We start from the raw sequence: 25,791 nt of genomic DNA, 5'->3' as shown, positions 1-25,791 counted from the left end.
ACTCCCGGTCCGAAAGAGGAAGATGCGATGAGCACACCGACCGATCCGGTCGCCCGCTACGGGGATTCGCCTGACGTCGAGCGTCCGCTTGGGCGCTCCATCATGCGCGGACTGCTGAACCGCTGCCCGGCTTGCGGCAATGGCAAGCTTTTTCGCGCTTTCCTGAAGCCGGTCGATCATTGCGCGGCCTGCGGCGAGGCAATGTATCACCACCGCTCGGACGACCTGCCGCCCTATATCGTCATCCTCGTCCTCGGCCACGTCGTGGTCGGCGGCTACATGCTGACCGACATGACCTTCGTGCTGCCGGTCTGGGTTCACATGGCCATCTGGGCGCCGGTCACGGTTATTACCGCCCTCGCCTGCATCCAGCCGATCAAGGGTGGCGTGATCGGCCTGCAATGGGCACTGCGCATGCACGGCTTCGGTGGGGAGAGCGACAGCCCGGACGATTATGACATCCCCGGACGGCCGGATTAGCACCTTCACCTTCCAGACATATTTAACGTGTAGTGCCAGCCCTCCACCGACCACACCCAAACGCGGGAGCCGACGATCCTCAACGACCTGACATGGTAAGCATTTCTTGTCCGAACAGGCTTTACATTCCGCAGATGGCCACTCACATCGGAAATATTGCGAAACGCCGCCCGTCACCTGGATTTGGCACGCTTGTGTCTATCTATGTGACGCAATCGGCCGATTCGCTCGCGCAGCTATCTAAGGATGGATAAATGTCTCAGCCGAGAAACGGCACACCAGGCGATGTCGAAGAAATCCATTGGCCTTCTCTGGTGGCAGCCATCTCGTCCATTTCGGCCGTCGGCATAGCAATCGGTCTCGGGCTCCCGCTTCTCAGCATCATCCTGGAAAAACGCGGCATCTCATCCACCCTGATCGGGCTCAACACGGCGATGGCCGGGATCGCGGCGATGGCCGCGGCACCCGTCACCACCAAGCTCGCCCATAAGTACGGTGTTGCGCCGACAATGCTCTGGGCCGTGCTGATTTCAGCGTTGAGCGCGCTCGGTTTCTATTATGCCCAGGAATTCTGGATGTGGTTTCCGTTGCGTTTCGCCTTCCATGGTGCGACGACAACGCTGTTCATCCTCTCGGAGTTCTGGATCAACGCCGCCTCACCGCCCTCCAAGCGCGGTTTCGTGCTCGGCATCTATGCGACGGTGCTTTCCCTCGGGTTCGCTGCAGGACCGCTGCTCTTTTCGCTGCTTGGCAGCGATGGCATCTTTCCCTTCCTGATCGGCGCCGCCGCCATCCTGCTTGCCGCCATCCCGATCTTCATCGCCCGAGACGAAAGCCCGATACTCGAGGAAAAGCCGGAGCTGCATTTTATGCGCTACGTCTTCCTGGTGCCGACAGCGACGGCCGCCGTCTTCATCTTCGGCGCGGTCGAAGCGGGCGGGCTCTCGCTTTTTCCGATCTTTGCCGTGCGCGCCCATTTCACCGAATCGCAGGCCGCACTGCTGCTGACCATGATGGGTGTCGGCAACGTCATCTTCCAGATCCCCCTGGGCCTGCTTTCCGACCGCATTGCCGACAAGCGGCCACTTCTGGCCTGCATGGCGCTGATGGGCTTCGTCGGATCGATGATGCTGCCCGTGCTGGTCAACAACTGGCTGCTGATGGCCGGGATCCTGCTTTTCTGGGGCGGCTGCGTTTCTGGCCTCTATACGGTCGGCCTCAGCCATCTCGGCTCGCGGCTGACGGGCTCGGACCTTGCGGCGGCCAATGCCGCCTTCGTCTTCTGTTATGCGATGGGAACGGTCGCGGGGCCACAGGTGATCGGCGCAGCGATCGACGTCGCCGGCAATAACGGTTTTGCCTGGGCGATCGCCGCTTTCTTCGGCCTCTATGCCCTACTTTCCGGCATCAGGCTGATGTTCATTCGAAAACGGGCTTGACTTTTCGGGCTGGATTCGTAGTTTCGCGCCAGAATTTGCCGTGGAGCCTCATCCGCCTTCCACGGCTTTCATTTTCTTAAAGGCAGGACGACCATGGCCAAGGCTACAACAATCAAGATCAAGCTGCTGTCGACAGCCGACACCGGTTTCTTCTACGTCACGACGAAGAACAGCCGTACGATGACGGACAAGATGACGAAGACGAAGTACGACCCGATTGCAAAGAAGCACGTCGAGTTCAAGGAAACCAAGATCAAGTAATCACTTGGTCTCGGGAATTCGAAAAAGCGCGCGCCCTCGGGTTGCGCGTTTTTTATTGTCTGGATTAGATCGCCGCGGATCGGATTGCCCCCGATCGGGCTGCCGTTGAAGATGATAGCGCAAACAGACAAACGCCGCCCTTCCATCTTCGGGAAGTGGCGGCGTTTTCTTGAAAGGGGGTCGGCCAGCATGCAAAACGGCACGAGGAACCGTTATAGCTTGCCTACTAGCCGACCGACCCCACGACCCAGGAGATGCGGCGGACCTGAGCATCATGGGGTATCGACAACTCCTCTACGGGAGCGCTTCTCTTATGAGCCGATAATTTGCGCAAAAATGAAAGAAAATCAACAAATTCTTAATGGTTATTTTTCTAAGCTTGATTCTATGGTTAAAAGCCCAATTTTGGTACATACAAAGATTTAGGGGCTTTGCTTGGGTTCGAAGCGCGCCGCATGAACCGCCGAAGAAATTCGACAATATAGCCTAATAACTTACGCCTCCCCTCCCCTTAAGTCAGGTGACGTCGGCGCAATCTATTTGCACCCTGTTGGCCGCAGGTTTTTTATAGTCTCTGTTTCGTTTCCAGTGATGGCCTAACGTCTTCGAGACTAGCGAATGTCAGCACATTCGCAGGAATGCGGGAAGTCCATTTTTGGGCTATTAAGTTGCAAAATTTTCACTGCGCATCGCGCAGGCCAGCATTAAAAATCCGTAATAATTCACTTACCGCAGTGGAAAACTCCAATATGGCGTCTATGGCGGCAAATGATTCGTCAGGCGGCCGCGGCGACCACACGGTTACGGCCCGTATTCTTGGCTTCATAGAGAGCCAGATCCGCCTGCTTCATCAACTGATCAGGGGTCAGAACCGAGGCGATACGCGAGGCGATGCCGAAGGAAGCGGTGACGCTCAGCGCCTGACCTGAATGTTTCAGCGCAAAAGACGTGCTTTCGACCGCTGCGCGCAGGCGTTCGGCGACGGTGGCGGCAACTTCCGGCGATGTGTCGGGCATTACGACGACGAATTCCTCTCCGCCGTAGCGGCAGGCGAGATCGGCACCGCGGATGGTCGAACGGACGCGGTTTGCGAATTCCCGCAGCACCTCGTCGCCGCCGTCATGGCCGTAGGTGTCGTTCACCTGCTTGAAGCGGTCGATGTCGGTGATCAGCACCGAAAGCGGCCGGCCACGGGCCATCGAACGGTTGAAAAGCACATTCAGGTGATTGTCGAGATAGCGCCTGTTGTAAAGACCGGTCAGCGGATCGGTCACGGCAAGCTCAATCGTCTGCTTGACGCTGTTGCGCAGGCGGTCGTTGTAGCGCTTACGGCGGATTTGCGTCAGGCTGCGGGCAACCAGTTCGTTGGGATCGACCGGACGGACGATGTAGTCATTGACACCGAGATCGAGCGCGCGAACGACCATCTCGTCGGAGCCCTGCTCGGTGATGATCAGGATCGGCAGGAACCGCGTCCGCTCCAGCGAGCGCAGTTGTGAGCAGAGGCGAAGCGGATCGTAATCGTCGAAATTGGCGTTGACGATGACAAGGTCGAACGCGCTTTCGGCGGCCTCGAAGAGGGCGGCCTGCGGATCGGAAAGGGCAAGCACGTCGGCGACGGGCTTCAGCGCCTTGATGATGCGCTCCTGCGAATTAGCGCGACCGTCGACGAGCAGGACCTGAGCGTTCTCGTCGGCGCGGCCCTCGCCTGCCCGCGTGAGGTTGTCGATGCCCATCGTATGGGCGGTGTCGGCGCGGATGCGCAGCTCGTCGCTCAATGTCTTCAGCCGCAGCAGGCTCTTGACCCGCGAGATCAGTTGCAGGTCATTGACGGGCTTCGTCAGGAAATCGTCGGCGCCAGCCTTCAGCCCGCGCACGCGATCGGCCGGCTGGTCGAGCGCAGTCACCATGACGACGGGAATATGGGCGGTCTTCTGGCTGGCCTTCAGCCGCTCGCAGACCTCGAAACCGTCTATCCCGGGCATCATGATGTCGAGCAGGATGAGATCGACCTGGTGACGCTCGCAGATTGCCAGAGCCTCGTAGCCGTCGGCCGCGGTCATCACGTCGAAATACTCCGCAAGCAGCCGCGCTTCGAGCAGCTTCACGTTGGCCGGAATATCGTCAACCACCAGTATTCGCGCAGTCATAAGCGTCTTTCCGATGCGTCAGGCATCGCCCAGATAGGTCTTGATCGTCTCGATGAATTTTGGAACCGAGATCGGCTTGGAAACGTAGGCCTCGCAGCCGCCCTGGCGAATCCGCTCCTCGTCACCCTTCATCGCAAAGGCCGTGACGGCGATGACGGGAATGACGTGCAGTTCGTCGTCTTCCTTCAGCCATTTGGTGACTTCGAGGCCGGAGACCTCGGGAAGCTGGATATCCATGAGGATGAGGTCGGGGCGATGTTTGCGCGCCAGATCGAGCGCCTCCATACCGTTCCTTGTCTGAATCGTGGTATAGCCGGACGCCTCGATCAGGTCTCGAAAGAGCTTCATGTTGAGCTCGTTATCTTCTACAATCATCACCTGTTTGGGCATGACAAGCTATCCCTACGTCCGTTCGCGCAGTCATTCATCCCATGGGAAATGCACATATGGACAAATTGCTCCGTGAAACCGATAGCTGCACGCTAGCGGTATTTGGTTGAAGAAAAGGTAACTTACCCCTCGAAATGCAAAGCAACTTCAAGACTTCGAAACAACCAGCCGCCGACCCGCATGAGACGGCGGTTGCCGTGCTCGGCTGGCTTGCCGACGATCCCGACATGTTCGGGCGCTTCCTCGCGCTCACCGGCGTGGCGCCCAGCCAGGTGCGCAGTGCCGTCAACGATCCGGGATTTCTTGCCGGCATGATGGATTTCCTGATGAACCACGAACCGACGGCGATGGCTTTCTGCGCGGCGAGCGGGCTCAGCCCGGAGACGGTGACCGCCGCCTGGCGGCATTTCTCTTCTCCGGGCCTCGATTCCGGAGAATACTGAGCGTGATAGAACTCGATATCTCGCATATTCGCCTCGGCGAGCGGCCGCTGATTGTCTGCGACGTCGACGACGTCGTGCTGCAGTTCATCGGCCCCTTCCAGCTTTTTCTTCAAAGCCAAGGCCATGAGTTCTTGCCGCGCTCGTTCCGGCTTCACGGCAACATCGTCTCGAAGGCGGACGGGGTTGCGATCGAGGACCAGCAGGTCAGCCGGCTGATCGAAGAGTTCTTCGAAGCGCAGGAGCTGTGGCAGACGCCGCTCGACCGCGTCGTCGAGACGCTTGGCCGGCTTTCGGAAGAGGCTGACGTCCTTTTCCTGACAGCCATGCAGCCACGGTTCCAGGAACAGCGCCGTCGCCTGCTCGACAGGATGGGCCTGCTCTTTCCTCTGCTTGCCACCGAACAGCCCAAGGGACCGATCGTTCACGCGCTGCATGCGAGCCGCTCCCTTCCCGTCGTCTTCATCGATGATATGGCGCGCAATCTGCATTCCGTAAGGGATCACGTCGCCGATTGCCTGCTCATTCACCTGATGCCGAACTCGCCGGTCCATCGTTTTGCTCCGGCGGCGGCCGACGACATCACCCGCGCCGCCGACTGGGCGCATGCGGCCGAACTCATCGAAACGCATTTCCTTTCCAACACGGTCAGTCGCGCAGCTCCAGCCGCATGAGCGGACGGCCATCCTTGCGCCTTGCCACCATCTCGAAACCGGCCGCATCGAAGATCGCCGTCGAGCCGATGCAGAGTGTGACAGATTTCGACTGCTTGACGTGATCGATCGGACAGGCTTCGAGGAACCGTGCTCCCCCTCGCCGCGCATGCTCGATGGCGCCGGCGAGCAGGCGATGGCTCATCCCCTTGCCGCGCAGTGCAGGCAGCAGAAAAAAGCAGCTGACAGCCCAGATCGATGGATTATGCGCATCGCCCTCCTCCAACGGCCGCGAGACGGTGCGCGGCGAATTGAACTGCGGCACGTCGAGGCGCGGCCCGACCTGCACCCAGGCGACCGGCCCGCCCCCGGCATAACAGAGAATGCCCGGCGGCGGCCCCGTTTCGATGCGCTCCCGCATATGCGCCTTGCGCTCCTCAGCCGCCATCTTCGTCCTCACCGCATGCGGCAAGCGCAGCGCGACGCACCAGCAATTGTAGAAAGCCCCCTGCGGACCGAACAGGGCTTCGAAGTCGCTCCAGCGTTCCGGCGTCACCGGCTCGAAACGAAGGTCGTTATCCAAAGGCAAAGCTTCCACCCTCTCTTGTGACTCGGGAGCTTAAGGCGTAACGTCAGCATGTTCAACCTTTGTTCCAATGATGACGCCCACGCCTGACAAGACACCCGGCTTCTGTCGCGACTGCCTTGCCGAGCAGAAGGGTGAGGCACGCCGTTGCATTTCGTGTGGCAGCCCTCGCCTCGTGCGCCATCGCGAACTCTACGCATTGACGCTTGCGCACATCGATTGCGACGCTTTTTACGCTGCCGTCGAAAAACGTGACAATCCGGAGCTTGCCGATAAGCCCGTCATCATCGGCGGCGGAAAACGGGGCGTGGTCTCCACCGCATGCTATATCGCGCGCATCCACGGCGTGCGTTCGGCCATGCCGATGTTCAAGGCACTGGAGGCATGTCCCCAGGCGATCGTCATCCGCCCCGACATGGAAAAATATGTCCGGGTCGGGCGCCAAGTGCGGGCAATGATGCAGGATCTGACGCCGCTGGTACAGCCGCTTTCGATCGACGAGGCCTTCCTGGAGCTGGGCGGCACCGAGAGGCTGCATCACGATCCGCCGGCGCGCACGCTCGCCAAATTCGCCCGACGCGTCGAAAAGGAGATCGGTATCACCGTTTCGGTCGGGCTTTCCTATTGCAAGTTCCTCGCCAAGGTTGCTTCCGACCTGCAGAAGCCGCGCGGCTTTTCCGTCATCGGTCGTGAGGAAGCGGTCGAGTTCCTGGCGCCGCGTCCCGTCACCACCATCTGGGGCGTCGGCAAGGCCTTTGCGGCAACGCTGGAGGCGGACGGCATCCGCACCATCGGGCAGTTGCAGCAGATGGAGGAGAACGACCTGATGCGCCGCTATGGCAGCATCGGCCAGCGGCTTGCCCGGCTATCGCGCGGCATCGACGACCGCGAGGTTCATCTCAACGACGCGGCCAAGAGCGTTTCGTCCGAGACGACCTTCGTCGACGACATATCGCGCTACGACGAACTGGTGCCGATCCTGCGCAGCCTTTCCGAGAAGGTCTCCTGGCGGCTGAAGAAGAGCGATATTGCCGGCCAAACCGTGGTCCTGAAGATGAAGACCGCCGACTTCAAATCGCGCACCCGCAACCGCAAACTCGAAGACCCGACACAGCTTGCCGACAGGATTTTTCGCACAGGCCTCGAGCTTCTCGAAAAGGAAACGGACGGCACGAAATTCCGCCTGCTCGGCATCGGCGTCACCGATCTCGGCGATGCCGCCCGCGCCGACCCGCCCGATCTCATCGATCGGCAATCAGGCCGGCGCGCGGCGGCGGAAGCGGCGATGGACAAGCTGCGCGACAAGTTCGGCAACAAGACGGTCGAGACCGGCTATACCTTCGGCAGCAGCAAGCGCGATCACTAAACCGTGAGGCGGGTGCGCGATCCGGCCGATAAAATCTTCCTTAAACTTCGTCCCATAATGTGCCGGACCAGTATTGCGTATGGTTGGGTATCATGTTCTCGCGTCTCGTCTTCGGCCTCGGCTTGCTGTCGGCCACCGCACTCGTGCACCCCGCCTTTGCCGCGGATGTGCGCACGCTGCAGATCTTCGTCTCGAAGGACAAGCAGTCGCTTGCGGTCTATGACGGCGCCGAGGTCGTCGCGACCTCGAAGGTCTCGACTGGCAAAGACGGCCACACGACGCCGAGCGGCATTTTCTCCGTGCTGGAAAAGCAGAAATACCACGAATCCAATCTCTATTCGGCCGCCCCGATGCCTTTCATGCAAAGGCTGACCTGGTCCGGCATCGCGTTGCACGAGTCGAATTCCGTGCCGCGTTATCCCGCCTCGCACGGCTGCGTGCGCATGCCGGGCGCCTTCGCAAAAATGCTCTACGGAATGACGGAAACTGGCGTCCCCGTCATCATTAGCGACGGCGAACTTGTGCCGCAGCCGATCGACCACCCCACCCTTTTCCATCCGGACACGCCGGCGGCAATGCCGCTGCTTTCGGATGTCGAGTTGCGGCCATCCATGCCCGACAGCCCGCAAAAACCGGTGCAAGTGGCGATGAACGACACGGCTGCGATACCGATGCCGGCGGCGCCGGCGGCAGTGTCCGAGGCCGAGCCGTCCGAGCCGATCAGCATGCTCGTCACGCGGCGCACGCTGCGCGAGACGGTGATCGACATCCAGATGCTTCTCAATCAGCTCGGCTTTGCCGCCGGCGATCCGGACGGGTTGCTCGGCCCGTCGACCGTGCAGGCGATCAAGACCTTCAAGACGCTGCGGCCGGCGGATTTTGCCGGAGACAGAAGCCTGGTCTCCGACACGCTTCTCAAGTCCGTCTATGCGGCCGCTGGCAAGGGCGAGCCGCCGAACGGCGTCATCATGGTGCGGCAAGCCTTCCAGCCGATCTTCGAAGCGCCGGTGACGATCGCCGATCCGGGCCTGGCGCTCGGCACGCATTTTCTGACCCTGCATGCAGTCGATGAAAGGGCCGGCACGGCGGACTGGCTCGGCGTGACGCTGGCGAATAATCTCTCCCGCGAGACGATGAAGCGGCTCGGGATCACCAATCAGGAAAGCTCGATCGTCATGGGCAAACCGATTGCCCGCTCACTCAGCCGCATCGTGATCCCAGAGGAGACCCGCCGCAGGATCGACGCGCTGATTGCGCCCGGCTCAACGCTGACGATCTCCGATACAGGCCTCGGCTCGGAGACCGGCGAAGGCACGGATTTCATCACAATTACCCGAGGGTGATCTCGATCAGCCGAGTGTAATTGCGATCACCTGAGTTGATCACACGAGTTCGACATCCACGACGCCGGGGGCGGCGCGAAGGGCCGCGGCGATCTCCGGCGTGATGCGGTATTTCTCCGCCAGCGCCACTTCCACCTCGCGTTTGCCCTCCTCCTTGATGACGATGAAGGATACCAGGCCGTCGCCCTTGGCATTCAGATGGCCGGCAACCATCCGCAGCGGCCCGGAATCGCGGACATAGACCCGCAGTGCCTTCTGCATCTGCAGCGACTTTTCCTCTAGCGACTGGATCGTCTGGATGCGCAGGCCGATGCCTTCCGGCCGCTCCTCGCCCGTCGCGGTCAGCAGGAATGATTTTCCCGACTCGAGCACGTCGCGATACTGGTTCAGCATCTCGGAAAATAGCACCGCCTCGAACTGGCCCGACGAATCCGAGAAGACGATGATGCCCATCTTGTTGCCGGTGCGGGTCTTGCGCTCCTGTTTAGAAATGACGGTGCCCGCAAGACGCGCATTGGCAGCACCCTGCTTGATGGCTTGGGAAAACTCGGCAAAGGTCTGCACGCGCATCTTCTGGAGGATGTTGTTGTAGGAATCGAGCGGGTGGGCTGTGAGATAGAAGCCCAGCACCTGGAATTCCTTCAGCAGCCGCTCGGAAGCGAGCCAGGGTGAATAGGGCGGCAAGGAGATCTTCTCCGGGCCTGAGTTCAGTGTACTGCCGAAAATGTCCGATTGGCCGCTGAGCTTGTTCTCCTGGGCGCGCTGGGCATAGCCGAGAATGCGGTCGAGGCCGGCTGCAAGCTGGGCGCGGTCCAGCGCAAAACAGTCGAAAGCGCCGGCATAGATCAGGCTTTCCAGCACACGGCGGTTCACCTGGCGCGGATCGATCCGCAAGCAGAAATCCTCGATACTGGCAAAGGGCTTGTCGCCGCGCACCTCGACGATGTGGTCGACGGCGGATTCGCCGACGCCCTTGAGGGCTGCAAGCGCGTAGTAGATCCGGTTGTCGCCGGTCTCGAACTGGCGGAAGGAGGTCTGGACGGAGGGCGCGATGACTTCGATACCCAGGCGCTTGGCATCCTGGCGGAAGTCGTTGACCTTTTCGGTGTTCGACATATCGAGCGTCATCGAGGCCGCGAGGAACTCGACCGGATAATGCGCCTTCATATAGGCCGTCTGGTAGGAGACGATGGCGTAGGCGGCCGCGTGCGATTTGTTGAAGCCGTAATTTGCGAACTTCGCGAGCAGTTCGAAGATGTTGTCGGCCTGCGGCTTGGACACGCCGTTCTTGACTGCGCCAACAACGAAACGTTCACGCTGCTGGTCCATTTCGGCCTTGATCTTCTTACCCATGGCGCGGCGCAGAAGATCGGCCTCACCGAGCGAATAGCCCGACAGGACCTGGGCGATCTGCATCACCTGCTCCTGGTATACGATGACGCCCTGGGTTTCCTTAAGGAGATGATCGATCATCGGATGGATCGATTCCAGCTCTTCGTCGCCGTGCTTGCGGGCATTGTAGGTCGGGATGTTTTCCATCGGACCCGGACGATAGAGGGCGACCAGCGCGATGATGTCCTCGATGCAGTCCGGCTTCATGCCGATCAGTGCCTTGCGCATGCCGGCACTTTCAACCTGGAACACGCCGACCGTTTCGCCGCGCGAGAGCATCTCATAGGTCTTCTTATCGTCGAGCGGGATCTTGGCAAGGTCGACCTCGATGCCGCGCTTCTTGCAGAAGTCAACGGCGACCTTGAGCACGGTCAGCGTTTTCAGGCCAAGAAAGTCGAATTTGACGAGGCCGGCCTGCTCCACCCACTTCATATTGAACTGGGTGACCGGCATGTCGGAGCGCGGGTCGCGATACATCGGCACCAGCTTCGACAGCGGGCGGTCGCCGATCACGATGCCGGCGGCATGGGTCGAGGCGTGGCGATAGAGGCCTTCGATCTTCTGGGCGATATCCAGAAGGCGGGCAACGACCGGTTCCTTGGCCGCCTCTTCCTGCAGCTTCGGTTCTTCCTCGATCGCCTTGGAGAGCGGGGTCGGATTGGCCGGATTGTTCGGTACGAGTTTGCAGATCTTGTCGACCTGGCCGTAGGGCATTTCCAGCACGCGACCGACGTCGCGCAGCGCGGCGCGCGCCTGCAGCGAACCGAAGGTAATGATCTGCGCCACCTGCTCGCGGCCATATTTGGCCTGGACGTAGCGGATCACCTCTTCGCGGCGATCCTGGCAAAAATCGATGTCGAAGTCCGGCATCGAGACGCGTTCCGGATTGAGGAAGCGTTCGAAGAGCAGCGAGAAGCGCAGCGGATCGACGTCGGTGATCGTCAGTGCATAGGCGACCAGCGAACCCGCGCCCGAACCACGGCCCGGGCCGACGGGAATATCATGTTGCTTGGCCCATTTGATGAAGTCGGCAACGATCAGGAAGTAACCCGGAAAGCGCATGCGCTCGATGACGCTGAGCTCGAAATCCAGCCGCTCGCGATAATCCTTCTCCTCGTAGCCCGGCGACATGCCGAGTGAAGAAAGCCGCATATCAAGCCCTTCGACCGCCTGGCGGCGCAATTCGCTCGCCTCGGCACGTTCGGCCTCCTCGGCATCATCGGTGGCGCCTGTGAAGCGTGGCAGGATCGGCTTTCGCGTCTTCAGCACGAAGGAGCAACGCCTGGCGATCTCGATCGTGTTTTCCAAGGCTTCCGGCAGATCGGCGAAGAGCTTGGCCATCTCGGCCCGGCTTTTCAGGTAATGATCCGGGGTCAGGCGAAAGCGGCTATCGTCCGAGACGATAGCATTGTGGGCCACCGCCATCAGCGCATCATGGGCGTCGTAATCGTCCCGCGTTGGGAAGAAGGCTTCGTTGGTTGCAACCAGCGGCAGGTCGTGGGCATAGGCGAGCCCGACGATCTTCTGCTCGTGCCGTTTGTCGTAGGTGCCATGCCGCTGCAACTCGACATAGAGCCTGTCGCCAAAGAGACGCTTCAGTGTGAGCAGCCGAGCTTCCGCCTGGGCGGAATGGCCTTCCTTGATTGCCACATCGACCGGCCCGGTCAGGGCGCCGGTCAACGCGATCAGCCCTTCCGTGCCGGCCTCTTCAAGCCATGAGGCGCTGATATGGACGGCCTGGTTGCTTTCGCCACCGAGATAGGCGCGGCTGACGAGATCGACGAGCCGTTCGTAGCCGGCATCCGTCGCAGCGAGAAGAACGATCGACGGCAGTTTGATCAGCGCCTGCTGGCCACCGCGCTTTTCCGTTTCCAGCCCGTCTTCCATATCAATCGAAAGCTGGCAGCCGATGATCGGCTGCAGGCCTTCGTCCATCGCCTTCTGGGAAAATTCCAGCGCGACAAACAGATTGTTGGTGTCGGTGATCGCGATCGCCGGCTGGCTGTCGCCGGTCGCTTTGTAGAGGATCTTCTTCAGCGGCAGGGCGCCCTCGAGAAGCGAATAGGCGGAATGGACCCTCAGGTGGACGAAGCCCGGCGTGCCGCCGATCGCCTCACCCGTTGAATCCTTTACCGTATCCGCCATGACATGCCTTCCCAATCGACCGAATGAATCGGACGCATTGTCGGCATAGAGGGAGATGATGTCCAGAAGAAGTCCCGCGTCCGAACCGCATGACTGCCATGCGATCCCCTGAAAACTTTAGATCGCCATGACGATGAGCGAGAAGCTGGCAACGAACATTGCGATGGAGGTGAATGCTGCGATATCACGGATCATGTCAGTCATTTGGCTCTCCTTACTCGTTATGTTTTTACTTTGTTCCATTTATGTTCGCATGTCAACAGGAATCTTTTCCTCATGGCTTGCGTTTAAAAATCTCGGTTCGCGGTGCGCCGAATCGGTTTTGCTTCGACGCCGGCGTTGCGCATGCCCGCGCGACCGGCTCTGCATTCAGACCAGAAAAGCACCGTCGCAGATCATCCGAAAGCCAAGACAACTCCCACAGGCGGCTGAGCGATTCCCGCTGATTTGTTCTTCTTATGTTCCGATTTCCTTGCTATATCGCTACCGGATGAGTCATGAGGAGACGGCAATGCTCGACGCCAGGATGCTGAACGAATTCATCGTAGAGGCCAAGGCCGCGACCTATGTCGGCGGTGGTGTGCCGCGCCTGCCCTGCAGGCCGGGTGCTCACGATATCGGGTACGATCGCGGCGACTGGCGCTATCTCGACAGCTATTTCGGCGGCACCGATTTTGCCGGACAAGAGGTGGTTTGGTTTGCCGACGAACCCGTCTGGGCGATGAATTATTTCGGCTGTGTCGTCGCGCCTGACCTCATCGAGGGCGGCGCGGCCGGGGCTGTGATCAAGGCGGCGCTTTCAACAATGTATCGCGAAGGCCGGTTTCTCGGCGGAATGGAATTCGAGCATGCGTTCGGCCGCTATATCGATCGTAGTGAAGGCGGCTGCGAGCGGTTCAGCGGCAGCGAATGCATCATGGTCGACGGCAGAAAGGCCTATGAGCTCGATTATCGCGGCGGCCTGATCATCCCGTGACCGCCGCTCAGAAATCGACGATCTTGCCGTCGGAGATCGTTACGCGCCGATCCATGCGGCGGGCGAGCTCGTGATTATGGGTGGCGATAAGGGCGGCAAGGCCGGATTGGCGCACCAGCGCCTCCAGCGCGTCGAAGACGTAGCTTGCCGTTTCCGGGTCGAGATTGCCTGTGGGCTCGTCGGCAAGCAGCAAGGTCGGCGCATTGGCGACGGCGCGGGCGATTGCAACGCGTTGCTGCTCGCCGCCGGATAGCTCGCCCGGGCGATGCGAGCCGCGATGGCCGATGCGCATGTAATCGAGAAGCTGGCCGGCCCGTTCGCCGGCTTCCTTCCAGGAAAGCCCGGCGATCAGCTGCGGCATCATGATGTTTTCGAGCGCCGAGAATTCCGGCAGCAGATGGTGGAACTGGTAGACGAAGCCGATCTCGTTGCGGCGGATCGCGGTGCGTTTCTCGTCGCTAAGGCCGTCACAGGCATGCCCGTTGATGTTGACTTCACCGCCGTCTGGATGCTCCAGCAGGCCGGCAACGTGCAGCAGTGTCGACTTGCCGGTGCCGGAGGGAGCGACGAGAGCGACGATCTCGCCCTTCGACATCGAAAAATCCGCGCCCTTCAGGATCGAGAGCAGCGTATTGCCCTGCCCGTAATGGCGCTCGACGCCGGTAAGCTTGAGAACGACGTTGCGTTTCATGAAGGCGGCATTCCTTATTCGTAGCGCAGAGCCTGCACCGGATCGAGCCTGGAGGCGCGCCAGGCCGGGAAAATGGTCGCAATGAAGGAGAGTGTCAGCGCCATGACGACGATCGACATCGTTTCGCTGAAATCCATTTCGGCCGGCAGCTGGCTGAGGAAATAGACCTGCGGATTGAAGAGAACGGTGCCTGATACCCAGGAGAAGAATTGGCGGACGGATTCGATGTTGACGCAGACGAGAACGCCGAGCAACACACCGCCAATGGTACCGACAATGCCGATCGCCGCCCCTGTCATGAAGAAGATGCGCATGATCGCGCCGGCGCTGGCGCCCATGGTGCGCAGAATGGCGATATCGCTGCCCTTGTCCTTCACCAGCATGATGAGGCCGGAGATGATGTTCAGCGCGGCCACGAGCACGATCAGCGTCAGGATCATGAACATGACGTTACGCTCGACCTGTAGCGCCGAGAAAAAGGTCTGGTTGCGCTGGCGCCAATCGGTGATGGCGATCTGACGGCCGGCCGCCGCCTCCACCTTGGGCCTCAGATTGTCGACATCGTCGGGCTTGTCGACGAAGAGTTCGATCGACTGAACCAATCCCTCGGCATTGAAATAGAGCTGCGCTTCCTCGAGCGGCATGAAGATGATCGAGGAGTCATATTCCGACATACCGATCTCGAAGAGGCCGGAGATTTTGTAGGACTTGATGCGCGGATTGACGCCCATCGGCGTGATGTCGCCTTCCGGCGACGTCAGCGTGATGAGATCGCCGACGCGGAGACCAAGCTGGTCTGCCATGCGGGTGCCGATCAGCACGCCCTGACCGGAGGCAAAGGCAACCATGTCGCCCGACTTGATGTTGTCAGAGATCGTTTTGAGCTTGGTCAGGTCTTCGGCGCGGGCGCCGCGTACCAGCGCACCGGTGCTGCCGCCAGCTTGGGCGGAAGCGAGCACCTGGCCTTCGACCAAAGGCAGCGCCATCTTGACGCCGGGCACACCGGCGAGCCTGCTGGCGAGGTCGGGATAATCGGTGAAGGGGCCGTCGACCGGCTGGACGATCATATGGCCGTTAATGCCGAGAATGCGCGAGACGAGTTCGGTGCGGAAGCCGTTCATGACGGCCATGACGATGATCAGCGTCGCAACGCCGAGCATGATGCCGACGAAGGAGAAGCCGGCGATCACCGATATGAAGGCCTCCTTTCGGCGGGCGCGCAGATAGCGCCACGCCACCAGGCGTTCGAAGGTGGAAAATGGCCTGCCAGCCGGACCCAAGCCGGATTTTGAACTCCGGTCCACTGCTGCCTCTGCCATTTCGCCTCCGTTTCCTTAAGCCACGAACCTGTTGATCGCCGCTTCGATGGTCATCGTTTCGCGGGCGCCAGTCTTGCGGTCCTTCACTTCAACTTCGCCGTTCGCGACCGCGCGCGGGCCGGCGATGATCTGGACGGGCACGCCGATCAGGTCGGCGGTCGCGAATTTCGTGCCGGCCCGATCGTCGGTATCGTCATAGAGCACATCCTTGCCGGCCTTGGTCAGCGCGGCATAGATCAGTTCGCATGTATCGTCGCAGGCCTGATCGCCCGCCTTCATGTTGATCACCACGATATCGAAGGGCGCGACCGAAGCCGGCCAGATGATTCCGTTGTCGTCATGCGATGCTTCGATGATGGCGGGAACAAGGCGTGTCGGGCCGATACCGTAGGAACCCATGTGAACGAAGTGTTCCTTGCCGTCAGGCCCCTGCACTTTCGCGCCCATCGGCTCGGAATATTTCGTGCCGAAATAGAAGATGTGGCCGACTTCGATTCCGCGCGCCGAAAGGCGATCGCCTTCGGGAACGGCGTTGAAAGCCGCCTCGTCATGCATTTCCGAGGTCGCGGCATAGAGCGAGGTCCACTTGTCGAAGATCGACTTCAGGCCCTCGACGCTGTCGAAATCCGTGTTCTCACCGGGAATGTCGAAATCGACGAAGTCCTTGTGGCAGAAAACCTCGGACTCGCCGGTATCGGCGAGGATGATGAATTCATGGCTGAGGTTGCCGCCGATCGGACCGGTATCGGCGCGCATCGGGATAGCGCGCAGGCCGAGCCGGTCGAATGTTCTGAGGTAGGCGGCGAACATCTTGTTGTAGGAATGCTCCGCCCCTTCGCGCGTCAGATCGAAGGAATAGGCGTCCTTCATCATGAACTCGCGCGAGCGCATGGTGCCGAAGCGCGGACGGATTTCGTCACGGAACTTCAGCTGGATGTGATAGAGATTGAGCGGCAGGTCCTTATAGGATTTGACGGAAGAGCGGAAAATATCCGTCACCATCTCCTCGTTCGTCGGGCCGTAGAGCATCGGCCGGTCCTGACGGTCCTTGATGCGCAGCATTTCCTTGCCATAGGCGTCGTAGCGGCCGCTTTCCTGCCAGAGCTCGGCCGACTGCAGGGTCGGCATGGAAAGCTCGATGGCGCCGGCGCGGTTCTGCTCCTGGCGGATAATGTTGTTGACCTTGTCCAGCACCTTCTTGCCCAACGGTAGCCAGGAATAGATGCCCTGCGACTGCTGTCGGATCATGCCGGCGCGCAGCATCAGCCGATGGGAGACGATTTCCGCCTCCTTGGGGTTTTCCTTGAGGATGGGCATGAAAAAGCGGGACAGACGCATGGCGGATTCCGAGCAGTTGAGATCCCGCCGGCGAGCGGAATCGAAGACAATTGTTAATGTCGGGAGCGTTCATAGCCGCTTCGCGGCAGGAAGGAAACCCGCAACGAACGTTGGCAACCTCCCCGAAGCGCATGTTCGCACCCGCAATATGAAAGGGCGTGAAAAAGCGCGTGTTTATAAGGACTTGAACGAAAATCTTGTCAACAGAAAAATTTTGCTAGGGTGTAGCAAAAATGCAAAAAAAGGTAATGACAAAGCCCAATGTTTGAGCTAGCTTTAGCTTACAAAACAGGCAGGGAAGTTAATTCTTGCCAAATTCGCGGTCAAGTCTTGGGAGGATCAGATCTTAGGCGCGCTCGTCGCAGCCCCGGCAACGGTTACAGATCACGCGATACTTAAAACAAGGCTTTTAGCCTTGTTTTTTTTTGGTTTTTTGGCTTCCATCTCATTCGAAAAACAAGCTGCCTTCCGTAAGGGGATGGGCCTTGTTCCGTTAGGCAAGCTCTTTGCCGCAAAAGCGTGACGCCAGTATGACAGAATTCGGCGTAGCGAATTTACATCTGCCCAAAGTTTGAGCAAAAGCTACCTCTTAGTAGAAGCTCGGCCCGAGTTGTGGAAGGGCATCGAAGCCCCAGCCGAAATAGGTGTCGGAAACATACCAGAGGCCGTAGATTGCAGCCGAAATCAGCGTCGTCAGCGAAAAGACGAAAGCCGCGCGAAACCGGGTGGGCGCGCTCGGAACGGTGCCAAGCACGATGTCATTATCCTCGGCCTGGGTGCGCAGCCCGATCGGCAGGACCGCAAAAAGCGTGAGCCACCAGATAATGAAATAGACGGCAAATCCCTGGAGAAAAATCTGAAGCATCATGTTTTCCGTTAATGCCACATCGGCACTTCCGCGTCCTTATACGGCGGAACGGCGGACAACTCAAAGCCGGCGGGAGGTTTAGCCCCTTTTGGGTCACTCTGCCGCAGCCCGGTTCAGGCCTGTTCGAGCTCGATCAGCGTGCCGAAGAAATCCTTCGGATGAAGAAACAGCACCGGCTTGCCATGCGCACCGGTCTTCGGCTGGCCGTCACCGAGCACCCTTGCGCCCGCCTCGACCAGCCGGTCGCGGGCGAGAAGGATGTCGTCCACCTCGTAGCAGATATGGTGCATGCCCCCCGACGGGTTCTTTTCGAGGAAGGCCGCGATCGGGGAGGTGTCACCCAGTGGCTGCAGCAATTCGACCTTGGTGTTCGGCAATTCGACGAAAACGACGGTAACGCCGTGCTCCGGCAAAGCCTGTGGCTGCGACACCGCAGCTCCCAGCGTATCGCGATAGGCCGCCGTCGCCGCGGCAAGGTCGGGAACCGCGATGGCGATATGGTTCACCCGGCCGAGCATGGTCAGACCTTGGTGACAAACGCGGTGACTACAGGCTTCTTGCCCCAAGCCTGGTTCGCGGCCGCACGAACGGCGCGGCGCACGGCCTCCTGCAGCATGTCGAGATCCTTGCGGCGGGCGCGCGGAATGCTTTCGATGGCACCGATGGCCGCATCGTAAAGCGTATCCTCCATCTCGTCGCCCTCGTCGTCATAGACCGGCAGGCCGATCGAAACGAGATCGGGATCGCCGATGATGTCGTAGCGGGCGTCGAGCACGACGCTCACCGCGACATGGCCGACATAGGAGAGCTTCTTGCGCTCGCCGATACCCATCTCGTCAAAATCGCCGATCAGCGTGCCGTCCTTGTAGATGCGGCCATGCGGCGCCTCGCCGATCACCTCGACCGGCCCGGGAGCCAGCCGCAGGATGTCGCCGTTGCGCACGCGCGGCACGATCGCGATGCCGGATTGTTCGGCAAGTTCCTTATGGGCCGTCAGATGCGTCGCCTCGCCGTGCACGGGAACCACGACCTTCGGCCGTGTCCACTCGTACATTCGCTGCAACTCGTTGCGGCGCGGATGGCCGGAAACGTGGACCAGCGCCTCGGTATCCGTGATGATATGTACACCCTGCTCGACGAGACCGTTCTTGATGTCCTGGATCGCCTTCTCGTTGCCGGGAATAGCGCGCGAGGAAAACACCACGATATCGCCCGCGGCAAAGGCCACGTTGCGCATCTCGTCGCGGGAGAGCTTGGCAAGGGCTGCCCGCGGCTCGCCCTGGCTGCCCGTCAGGATGACGACGACCTTGTCGCGCGGGATATAGCCGTATTCCTCCTCGGAGATGAAGGGCTTCACCCCTTCCATCAGGCCGATATCCTGGGCGACGTCGACGACGCGCTTCAGCGAGCTGCCGAGCAGCAGCACTTCGCGGCCGGCTGCCTCGGCCGCCTCGGCCACGGTCCGGATACGCCCGACATTCGACGAGAAGGTGGTGATCGCCACCCTGCCCTCGGCATCCTCGATAATCTTGCGCAGACTTTCCGACACATCCTTCTCGGAGGGCGAAACACCGTCGCGCAGCGCATTGGTGGAATCGCACATCAGCGCCAGCACGCCCTCATCGCCGAGCTGGCGGAAACGTGTTTCGTCGGTCAGGGGACCGAGCGAAGGCTCATGGTCGATCTTCCAGTCGCCGGTATGGATGACATTGCCGACCGGTGTGCGGATCATCAGGGACATCGGCTCAGGGATCGAATGGTTGACGGCCACACCTTCGATGCTGAAGGGGCCCACATTAATCCTATCGCCCGCTTTGAACGGCGTCACCGGCACTTCGGCTGTTGTAGCCTTCTCGAAATTGCGCTTGGCTTCGAGCAGACCTGATGTAAAGCCGGAGGCATAAACCGGCACGTTGAGCCCGGGCCAGAGATCGGCGAGCGCCCCGTAATGATCTTCATGCGCATGGGTGATGATGATCGCCTTGAGGTTCTTGCGTTCGCTGGCGAGGAAACGGATATCGGGCAGCACGAGATCGACGCCCGGCAGGTCGGGTCCTGGAAACGTAACGCCGCAATCGACCATGATCCACTGGCGATGCTCGGGCGGGCCGTAGCCATAAAGAGCGAGATTCATGCCAATCTCGCCAACGCCGCCCAGAGGCAGGAAAACCAATTCGTCCTGTTTCGCCATAATTTTCGTTTTTTCCGCTATCCAAAAAACACATCGCCGGCAGCAATGGACATTATCCTGCCAGCGCCGGTATCGAGCATCAACAAGCCATTATCATCAATTCCGGCGAATTGTCCGGAAATCGACCGGTCCGGTAAATTGACCGTGATCTTTTCGCCGACGCCGCAAGCGATCTCGCGCCAGCGCGCTGTGATCTCGCCGACACCGCGGCCCTGATCCCATATATCAAGCACATCCGCCATCGCGGCGAAGAGGTGGGCGAAGAGCTCCTCCGGCGATGCCGCCGCCCCCTGCTGACGCAGGCAGGTGACGGGATAGAGCGGATTGTCAGGCATCTCCGAGATATTGATGCCGATGCCGACGATCAACGCATAGCGCCCGTCCGGCAACCCCTCGCCTTCGACGAGAATGCCGCAGGTCTTCTTTCTGCCGATCAGAATATCGTTCGGCCATTTGACCTCGAGTGGCTCGGCGCCCGGCGGCAGCACCCTGCGGATCGCCTGGTGCACGGCCACGGCAACCGCCAGCGGCAGCGAGCCAAGGCGCTCCATCGGCGCCGGGTCAATCAGGAGAAGAGAGGCGTAGAGATTGCCGCGCTCGGAAACCCAGAGCCTGCCGCGGCGACCGCGACCGCCGGTCTGTCTTTCAGCGGTCACCCAGAGGTTGCCGCCATCCCCCGCCCGAGCCCGGGCGAGGCATTCGCTGTTGGTGGACGATGTTTCCGACAGAGCATCGTGCCTGAAATCGCCGAGCGATATCCGGCGCCGTCCGTCGGAAGCCATCAAAAGAGCGTCGCTGCGGCAAGCTCGGCCGCGCCGCCGATCGGGCCGCCGATGAGGACATAGGCGGTGACGAAGAGACCGGAGAGGCCGAAGACCAGACGCAACGCGCCAGAGACACGGGCGAATTCGCCGGTCGCTTCATCGAACCACATCAGCTTGATGACACGCAGATAGTAGTAAGCGCCGACGACCGAGGCGAGAACGCCGATGATGGCGAGCGCATAGAGCTTGGCTTCGATGGCGGCGACGAAGACGAAGTACTTCGCGAAGAAGCCGGCAAGCGGCGGGATGCCGGCGAGCGAGAACATCAGCGCCGTCAGTACCACGGCCATGAACGGGTTCGTTGTGAAAAGACCAGCGAGATCGTTGACCTCCTCGACGACGGTGCCGTCCTTGCGGCGCATCGACATGATGATCGCAAAGGTGCCTAGCGTCATGACCATATAGATGACCATGTAAAGCATGACACCGGTAACGCCGGTCTGGTTGCCGGCTGCAAGGCCGACCAGCGCGTAGCCCATATGGCCGATCGAGGAATAGGCCATCAGTCGCTTGATGTTCTTCTGTCCGATCGCGGCAAACGAGCCGAGCAGCATCGAGGCGATCGAGATGAAGACGACGACCTGCTGCCAGTCCGCCAGAACCGGGTGGAAGGCGGTGATGACGATGCGGGTCATCATCGCCATTGCGGCAACCTTGGGCGCAGCAGCAAGGAAAGCGGTGACCGGCGTCGGTGCGCCTTCGTAAACATCCGGCGTCCACATGTGGAAGGGAACGGCCGAGATCTTGAAGGCGATGCCTGCGAGGATAAAGACCAGACCGAAGACGAGGCCGAGCGAACGCGTGCCTTCTACGGTCAGCGCCTGGGCGATCTCGGAGAAGTGGGTGTGGCCGGTAAAGCCGTAGACCAGCGACATGCCATAGAGCAGCATGCCGGAAGAGAGTGCGCCGAGAACGAAATATTTCAGACCGGCTTCGGTCGACTTCAGGCTGTCGCGATTGATCGCGGCGACGACGTAGAGTGCCAGCGACTGCAGTTCCAGCGCGAGATAGAGCGAGATCAGGTCGTTGGCCGAGATCATCAGCAGGATGCCGAGGGTCGCAAGCACCAGGAGAACCGGGAATTCGAACTTGTCGAGTTGGTTTTCCCTAGCGTGACCCATCGTCATGAACAGGGCGACCAGCGAACCGGTGAGCGCGACCAGCTTCATGAAGCGCGAGAAGCCGTCGGCCATGTAGACGCCGCCATAGGCAAGGCCTTCCGCAGGCACGAAGAGCAGCCACAGACCCGAGGCCAGGAGCAGGACGATGGCGAGACCGGTAACGACGGGGCCTGACCGCTCGCCCGAGAAGACGCCGACCATCAACAGGACAAGGGCGCCGACCGCGAGGATAAGCTCCGGCGCGGAAAGATGCAGACTGAGGAGAATTGTTTCAGCGGTCATGTCCGATAAGTCCCGTCATCAATTCATAGACAGCGCAATATTTTGCGCTGCGTGCACGGCGGCCGTGTAGTTGTTGACCAGCAGATCCACCGAGGCGGCCGTCGCATCGAAGACCGGAGCGGGGTAAACGCCGAAGAAGATGGTGAGCGCGACCAGCGGATAGAGGATCAGTTGCTCGCGTGGCGAAAGATCGAGCAACGCCTTCAGCTTTTCCTTCTCCAGCGCGCCGAAGATCACCCGGCGGTAAAGCCAGAGCGCGTAGGCGGCCGAGAGGATGACGCCGGTGGCGGCAAAGAGCGCGACCCAGGTATTGACCCGGAAGACGCCGATCAGCGTCAGGAATTCGCCGATGAAGCCCGACGTGCCGGGAAGCCCGACATTGGCCATGGTGAAGACCATCATCGCGACGGCATATTTCGGCATGTTGTTGACGAGGCCGCCATAGGCGTTGATCTCGCGAGTGTGGGTGCGGTCGTAGACGACGCCGACGCAGAGGAAGAGCGCGCCGGAGACGATGCCGTGCGACAGCATCTGGAAGATCGAACCCTGAACGCCCTGCATGTTGGCGGCAAAGATGCCCATGGTCACGTAGCCCATGTGCGCTACGGAGGAATAGGCGATCAGCTTCTTGATGTCGTCCTGCATCATCGCCACCAGGGAGGTGTAGATGATGGCGATGACGGACATGGCGAAGACGAGCGGCGCGAAATAATCGGACGCGACCGGGAACATGCCGAGCGAGAAGCGGATGAGGCCATAGCCGCCGAGCTTCAGGAGCACGCCGGCCAGGATCACCGAACCTGCCGTCGGCGCCTGAACGTGGGCGTCCGGAAGCCAGGTATGGACCGGCCACATCGGCATCTTCACAGCGAAGGAGGCGAAGAAGGCAAGCCATAACCAGGTCTGCAGCGCCGGCGGGAACTTGTAAGCGAGCAGCGCGGTAATGTCGGTCGTGCCGGCCTGCCAGTACATCGCCATAATGGCGAGCAGCATCAGAACCGAGCCGAGCAGCGTGTAGAGAAAGAACTTGTAGCTTGCATAGACGCGGTCCTTGCCGCCCCAGACGCCGATGATCAGGAACATCGGAATGAGGCCCGCTTCGAAGAAGACGTAGAAGAGCACGATATCGAGCGAGACGAAGACGCCGATCATCATCGTTTCCAAGATGAGGAAGGCGATCATATATTCCTTCAGGCGCTTCTCGATCGAGAGCCAGCTCGCCAGCACGCAGAAGGGCATGAGGAAGGTCGAGAGGATGACGAACAGCATCGAGATGCCATCGACGCCGACATGGTAGCCGATGCCGGTGCCGAGCCAGTCACGCTTCTCGAGCATCTGGAAGCCCGGGTTCGCATTGTCGAAGCCGGTCCAGATGAAGAGCGAAACGACGAAGGTAAAGACGGTGGTGATCAGCGAGATCCACAGCACGTTCTTCCGGCCGGCTTCGCTCTCGCCGTTCATCAGCAACAGGAGCACGACGCCGACGAGCGGCAGGAAGGTGACCGTTGAAAGAATGGGCCAATCGGTCATCAGAAGGAACTCCCGAGCATCATCCAGGTAACAAGCGCCGCAATGCCGATCAGCATGGCGAAGGCATAGTGATAGAGGTAACCGGTCTGCAGGCGGACCACGCGATCGGTGACGGCGACGACGCGGGCGGCGACGCCGTTCGGGCCGTAGGTATCGATGACGCCGACGTCACCCTTCTTCCACAGGAAGCGACCGAGAGCCCTTGCAGTGCGGACGAAGAGGAAGTCGTAAAGCTCGTCGAAGTACCACTTGTTCAGCAGGAACTGGTAGAGCACGCGGTGCTGCTGCGCGAGGATGCGCGGCGTCTGCGGCGAGCGGATATACATATACCAGGCGGTGACGAAGCCGAGCACCATGGCGATGAAGGGGCTCAGGCCCACGAGCGCCGGAACATGGTGGAACTGCTCGACGAGCTCGTTCTCGGCGCCGGTGAAGAGCGCGCCCTTCCAGAACTCGGCATATTCCTCGCCGTAGAAGCGTCCTTCGAAGAAATAGCCCGCAAGCACTGCACCGATCGCAAGGAGATAGAGCGGCACCAGCATGACCTGCGGCGACTCGTGGACGTGGTGCATGACCTCATGCGAGGCGCGCGGCTTGCCGAAGAAGGTCATGAAGATCAGGCGCCAGGAATAGAAGCTCGTAAACAGAGCCGCGATGACCAGCAGCGAGAAGGCGAAGCCCGAAACCGGCGAATGCGATGCGTAGGTCGCCTCGATGATCACGTCCTTGGAGAAGAAGCCGGCAAAGCCGATCGGCGTAAAGGGAATGCCGACGCCGGTAATCGCAAGCGTGCCGATGATCATCATACGGAACGTCCACTTAATGTGCGGACGCAGGCCGCCCATATAGCGCATGTCCTGCTCGCCATCGACAGCGTGGATGACCGAGCCGGCGCAGAGGAAGAGCAGCGCCTTGAAAAAGGCATGCGTGAAGAGATGGAAGATCGCCGCGCCATAGGCCCCTACCCCGAGCGCCACGAACATGTAGCCGAGCTGCGAGCAGGTGGAATAGGCGATGACGCGCTTGATGTCGTTCTGCACCAGGCCAACGGTCGCCGCGAAGAAGGCGGTGATCGCGCCGATCACGGTGACGACGACGAGGGCGTCCGGCGACAGTTCGAAGAGCGGCGACATACGGGCGACGAGGAAGACGCCGGCGGTGACCATGGTGGCGGCATGGATGAGCGCCGAGACCGGGGTCGGGCCTTCCATGGCGTCAGGCAGCCAGGTGTGGAGCAGGAACTGCGCCGACTTGCCCATCGCGCCCATGAAGAGCAGCAGGCAGATGCCGGTCAGCGCGTGCGCCTTGTCGAGCTGCATGCCGAAGAGGTTGAGGATCACCTCGCTCGCCTCGCTGCCGCCTTCATGCGGGGCGAAGTTCGAAGCATTGGCGAAGATCGTGTCGAGATTGATCGAGCCGAACAGCACGAAGACGCCGGCAATGCCGAGCACGAAGCCGAAGTCGCCCACACGGTTGACGATGAAGGCCTTCATCGCCGCAGCCGTCGCGGACGGCTTCTTGTACCAGAAGCCGATCAAGAGATAGGAGGCGAGACCGACGCCTTCCCAGCCGAAGAACATCTGGCCGAGATTGTCCGAGGTCACCAGCATCAGCATGGCGAAGGTGAAGAGCGAGAGATAAGCGAAAAAGCGCGGGCGATGCGGATCGGTGTGCATGTAGCCGATCGAATAGACATGCACCAGCGTCGAGACCGTATTGACGACGATCAGCATGACCGAGGTCAGCGTATCCACGCGCAGCGACCAGGAGACGTCAATGCCGCCGGACTGGATCCAGCGCAGCACCTCGACCTTGATCGGACCGCCTTCGAGGTGGCCCATGCCGACGTTGAAGAAAACGATCCAGGACAGGATGGCCGCAATGATCATCAGGCCGCTGGTGACATATTCCGAAGCCTTGGCGCCGATCGCGCGGCCGAACAGGCCGGCGATGATCGCGCCGATCAAGGGAAGAAAGACGATAGCCTTATAGAGGAACATGAGCCA

General features: G+C 60.4%; 23 protein-coding genes. 9 read left to right on the top strand and 14 right to left on the bottom strand.

Features of this window, described 5'->3' with window-relative positions:
- Window positions 1-27: 27 nt before the first annotated feature.
- The 3 genes from EFD55_RS26970 (at window position 28) to rpmG (ending at window position 2,180) form a co-directional block, all read left to right on the top strand.
- Window positions 28-480 (top strand): DUF983 domain-containing protein, encoded by a 453-nt coding sequence (locus tag EFD55_RS26970; RefSeq protein ID WP_125849208.1) that lies wholly within the window; start codon window positions 28-30, stop codon window positions 478-480.
- A 254-nt stretch (window positions 481-734) separates the two neighbouring features.
- Window positions 735-1,919 carry an MFS transporter gene (locus tag EFD55_RS26965; RefSeq protein WP_125849206.1) on the top strand — a complete coding sequence of 395 codons (1,185 nt, stop codon included), beginning with the start codon at window positions 735-737 and terminating at the stop codon, window positions 1,917-1,919.
- Between the two features lie 93 nt (window positions 1,920-2,012).
- A complete protein-coding gene (gene rpmG / locus EFD55_RS26960; protein ID WP_003587245.1) occupies window positions 2,013-2,180 on the top strand; it encodes a 50S ribosomal protein L33 in 168 nt (55 codons plus the stop codon).
- Window positions 2,181-2,956: 776 nt separating this feature from the next.
- Here rpmG and EFD55_RS26955 read toward each other — a convergent pair.
- Together EFD55_RS26955 and EFD55_RS26950 are read right to left on the bottom strand one after the other, a co-directional pair.
- On the bottom strand, window positions 2,957-4,330 hold the full coding sequence (locus tag EFD55_RS26955) for a PleD family two-component system response regulator (RefSeq protein WP_125849204.1): 1,374 nt from the start codon (window positions 4,328-4,330) through the stop codon (window positions 2,957-2,959).
- An 18-nt stretch (window positions 4,331-4,348) separates the two neighbouring features.
- On the bottom strand, window positions 4,349-4,720 hold the full coding sequence (locus EFD55_RS26950) for a response regulator (protein ID WP_003547430.1): 372 nt from the start codon (window positions 4,718-4,720) through the stop codon (window positions 4,349-4,351).
- Window positions 4,721-4,854: 134 nt separating this feature from the next.
- Here EFD55_RS26950 and EFD55_RS26945 point away from each other — a divergent pair, with 134 nt between their 5' ends.
- Both EFD55_RS26945 and EFD55_RS26940 read left to right on the top strand, forming a co-directional pair.
- Entirely contained in the window at window positions 4,855-5,163 is a 309-nt protein-coding gene (locus EFD55_RS26945) for a DUF3572 domain-containing protein (RefSeq protein WP_125849202.1), read from the top strand.
- Window positions 5,157-5,834 carry a hypothetical protein gene (locus EFD55_RS26940; protein WP_376774111.1) on the top strand — a complete coding sequence of 226 codons (678 nt, stop codon included), beginning with the start codon at window positions 5,157-5,159 and terminating at the stop codon, window positions 5,832-5,834. Before EFD55_RS26945 ends, EFD55_RS26940 begins: the two co-directional genes overlap by 7 nt.
- Here the strand turns inward: EFD55_RS26940 and EFD55_RS26935 are convergent.
- Window positions 5,809-6,396: a GNAT family N-acetyltransferase gene (locus EFD55_RS26935; protein ID WP_125849198.1), complete on the bottom strand. Its 588-nt coding sequence runs from the start codon at window positions 6,394-6,396 to the stop codon at window positions 5,809-5,811. The two genes, EFD55_RS26940 and EFD55_RS26935, sit on opposite strands and share 26 nt — an antisense overlap.
- 76 nt (window positions 6,397-6,472) lie before the next feature.
- Between EFD55_RS26935 and EFD55_RS26930 the strand changes: the two genes are divergently transcribed.
- Both EFD55_RS26930 and EFD55_RS26925 read left to right on the top strand, forming a co-directional pair.
- Window positions 6,473-7,765: a DNA polymerase IV gene (locus tag EFD55_RS26930; RefSeq protein WP_125849252.1), complete on the top strand. Its 1,293-nt coding sequence runs from the start codon at window positions 6,473-6,475 to the stop codon at window positions 7,763-7,765.
- A gap of 92 nt (window positions 7,766-7,857) precedes the next feature.
- Window positions 7,858-9,108, top strand: coding sequence for a L,D-transpeptidase family protein (locus EFD55_RS26925; protein WP_125849196.1), 1,251 nt, complete (start codon window positions 7,858-7,860; stop codon window positions 9,106-9,108).
- A 39-nt stretch (window positions 9,109-9,147) separates the two neighbouring features.
- Here the strand turns inward: EFD55_RS26925 and dnaE are convergent, their stop codons facing one another.
- Window positions 9,148-12,645, bottom strand: coding sequence for a DNA polymerase III subunit alpha (gene dnaE / locus EFD55_RS26920; RefSeq protein ID WP_125849194.1), 3,498 nt, complete (start codon window positions 12,643-12,645; stop codon window positions 9,148-9,150).
- Between the two features lie 511 nt (window positions 12,646-13,156).
- On the opposite strand from dnaE, the gene EFD55_RS26915 reads away from it, so the two are divergent.
- A complete protein-coding gene (locus tag EFD55_RS26915; RefSeq protein ID WP_125849250.1) occupies window positions 13,157-13,621 on the top strand; it encodes a DUF5680 domain-containing protein in 465 nt (154 codons plus the stop codon).
- 7 nt (window positions 13,622-13,628) lie between these two features.
- On the opposite strand, the gene EFD55_RS26910 is transcribed toward EFD55_RS26915, so the two are convergent.
- From EFD55_RS26910 to proS, 3 genes are read right to left on the bottom strand one after another with little or no spacing between them, the layout of a single operon-like run.
- Window positions 13,629-14,312, bottom strand: a complete 684-nt coding sequence (locus EFD55_RS26910; RefSeq protein ID WP_125849192.1) for an ABC transporter ATP-binding protein — start codon at window positions 14,310-14,312, stop codon at window positions 13,629-13,631.
- 14 nt (window positions 14,313-14,326) lie between these two features.
- Complete coding sequence (locus EFD55_RS26905; RefSeq protein WP_125849190.1) at window positions 14,327-15,631, bottom strand: lipoprotein-releasing ABC transporter permease subunit; 1,305 nt, start codon at window positions 15,629-15,631, stop codon at window positions 14,327-14,329.
- A 15-nt stretch (window positions 15,632-15,646) separates the two neighbouring features.
- Window positions 15,647-16,969 (bottom strand): proline--tRNA ligase, encoded by a 1,323-nt coding sequence (gene proS / locus EFD55_RS26900; RefSeq protein WP_125849189.1) that lies wholly within the window; start codon window positions 16,967-16,969, stop codon window positions 15,647-15,649.
- Between proS and EFD55_RS33325 the strand changes: the two genes are divergently transcribed.
- On the top strand, window positions 16,968-17,243 hold the full coding sequence (locus EFD55_RS33325) for a hypothetical protein (RefSeq protein ID WP_165504849.1): 276 nt from the start codon (window positions 16,968-16,970) through the stop codon (window positions 17,241-17,243). The genes proS and EFD55_RS33325 overlap by 2 nt on opposite strands.
- A gap of 315 nt (window positions 17,244-17,558) precedes the next feature.
- Here EFD55_RS33325 and EFD55_RS26895 read toward each other — a convergent pair whose 3' ends face one another.
- The 7 genes from EFD55_RS26895 to nuoL all read right to left on the bottom strand — a co-directional run bounded on the left by EFD55_RS26895 (window position 17,559) and on the right by nuoL (window position 25,785).
- Window positions 17,559-17,834, bottom strand: coding sequence for a DUF1467 family protein (locus tag EFD55_RS26895; protein WP_125849187.1), 276 nt, complete (start codon window positions 17,832-17,834; stop codon window positions 17,559-17,561).
- 116 nt (window positions 17,835-17,950) lie between these two features.
- The gene (gene mce / locus EFD55_RS26890) at window positions 17,951-18,355 is read right to left on the bottom strand and encodes a methylmalonyl-CoA epimerase (RefSeq protein ID WP_105005684.1); all 405 of its coding nucleotides are present in this window, start codon (window positions 18,353-18,355) and stop codon (window positions 17,951-17,953) included.
- A 2-nt stretch (window positions 18,356-18,357) separates the two neighbouring features.
- Complete coding sequence (locus EFD55_RS26885) at window positions 18,358-20,028, bottom strand: ribonuclease J (RefSeq protein ID WP_125849185.1); 1,671 nt, start codon at window positions 20,026-20,028, stop codon at window positions 18,358-18,360.
- 17 nt (window positions 20,029-20,045) lie between these two features.
- Window positions 20,046-20,810: a biotin--[acetyl-CoA-carboxylase] ligase gene (locus EFD55_RS26880; RefSeq protein WP_125849184.1), complete on the bottom strand. Its 765-nt coding sequence runs from the start codon at window positions 20,808-20,810 to the stop codon at window positions 20,046-20,048.
- On the bottom strand, window positions 20,810-22,255 hold the full coding sequence (gene nuoN / locus EFD55_RS26875; protein WP_125849182.1) for an NADH-quinone oxidoreductase subunit NuoN: 1,446 nt from the start codon (window positions 22,253-22,255) through the stop codon (window positions 20,810-20,812). Before nuoN ends, EFD55_RS26880 begins: the two co-directional genes overlap by 1 nt.
- A gap of 18 nt (window positions 22,256-22,273) precedes the next feature.
- Complete coding sequence (locus EFD55_RS26870) at window positions 22,274-23,785, bottom strand: NADH-quinone oxidoreductase subunit M (RefSeq protein WP_125849180.1); 1,512 nt, start codon at window positions 23,783-23,785, stop codon at window positions 22,274-22,276.
- Window positions 23,785-25,785 (bottom strand): NADH-quinone oxidoreductase subunit L, encoded by a 2,001-nt coding sequence (gene nuoL / locus EFD55_RS26865; RefSeq protein ID WP_125849178.1) that lies wholly within the window; start codon window positions 25,783-25,785, stop codon window positions 23,785-23,787. Before nuoL ends, EFD55_RS26870 begins: the two co-directional genes overlap by 1 nt.
- Window positions 25,786-25,791: the final 6 nt, after the last annotated feature.

Origin of the sequence: Rhizobium pisi (assembly GCF_003938655.1) — a bacterium.
In the GTDB taxonomy this organism is placed as follows: Bacteria; Pseudomonadota; Alphaproteobacteria; order Rhizobiales; family Rhizobiaceae; genus Rhizobium; species Rhizobium pisi.
This window is presented reverse-complemented; position numbering and strand designations above follow the sequence as displayed.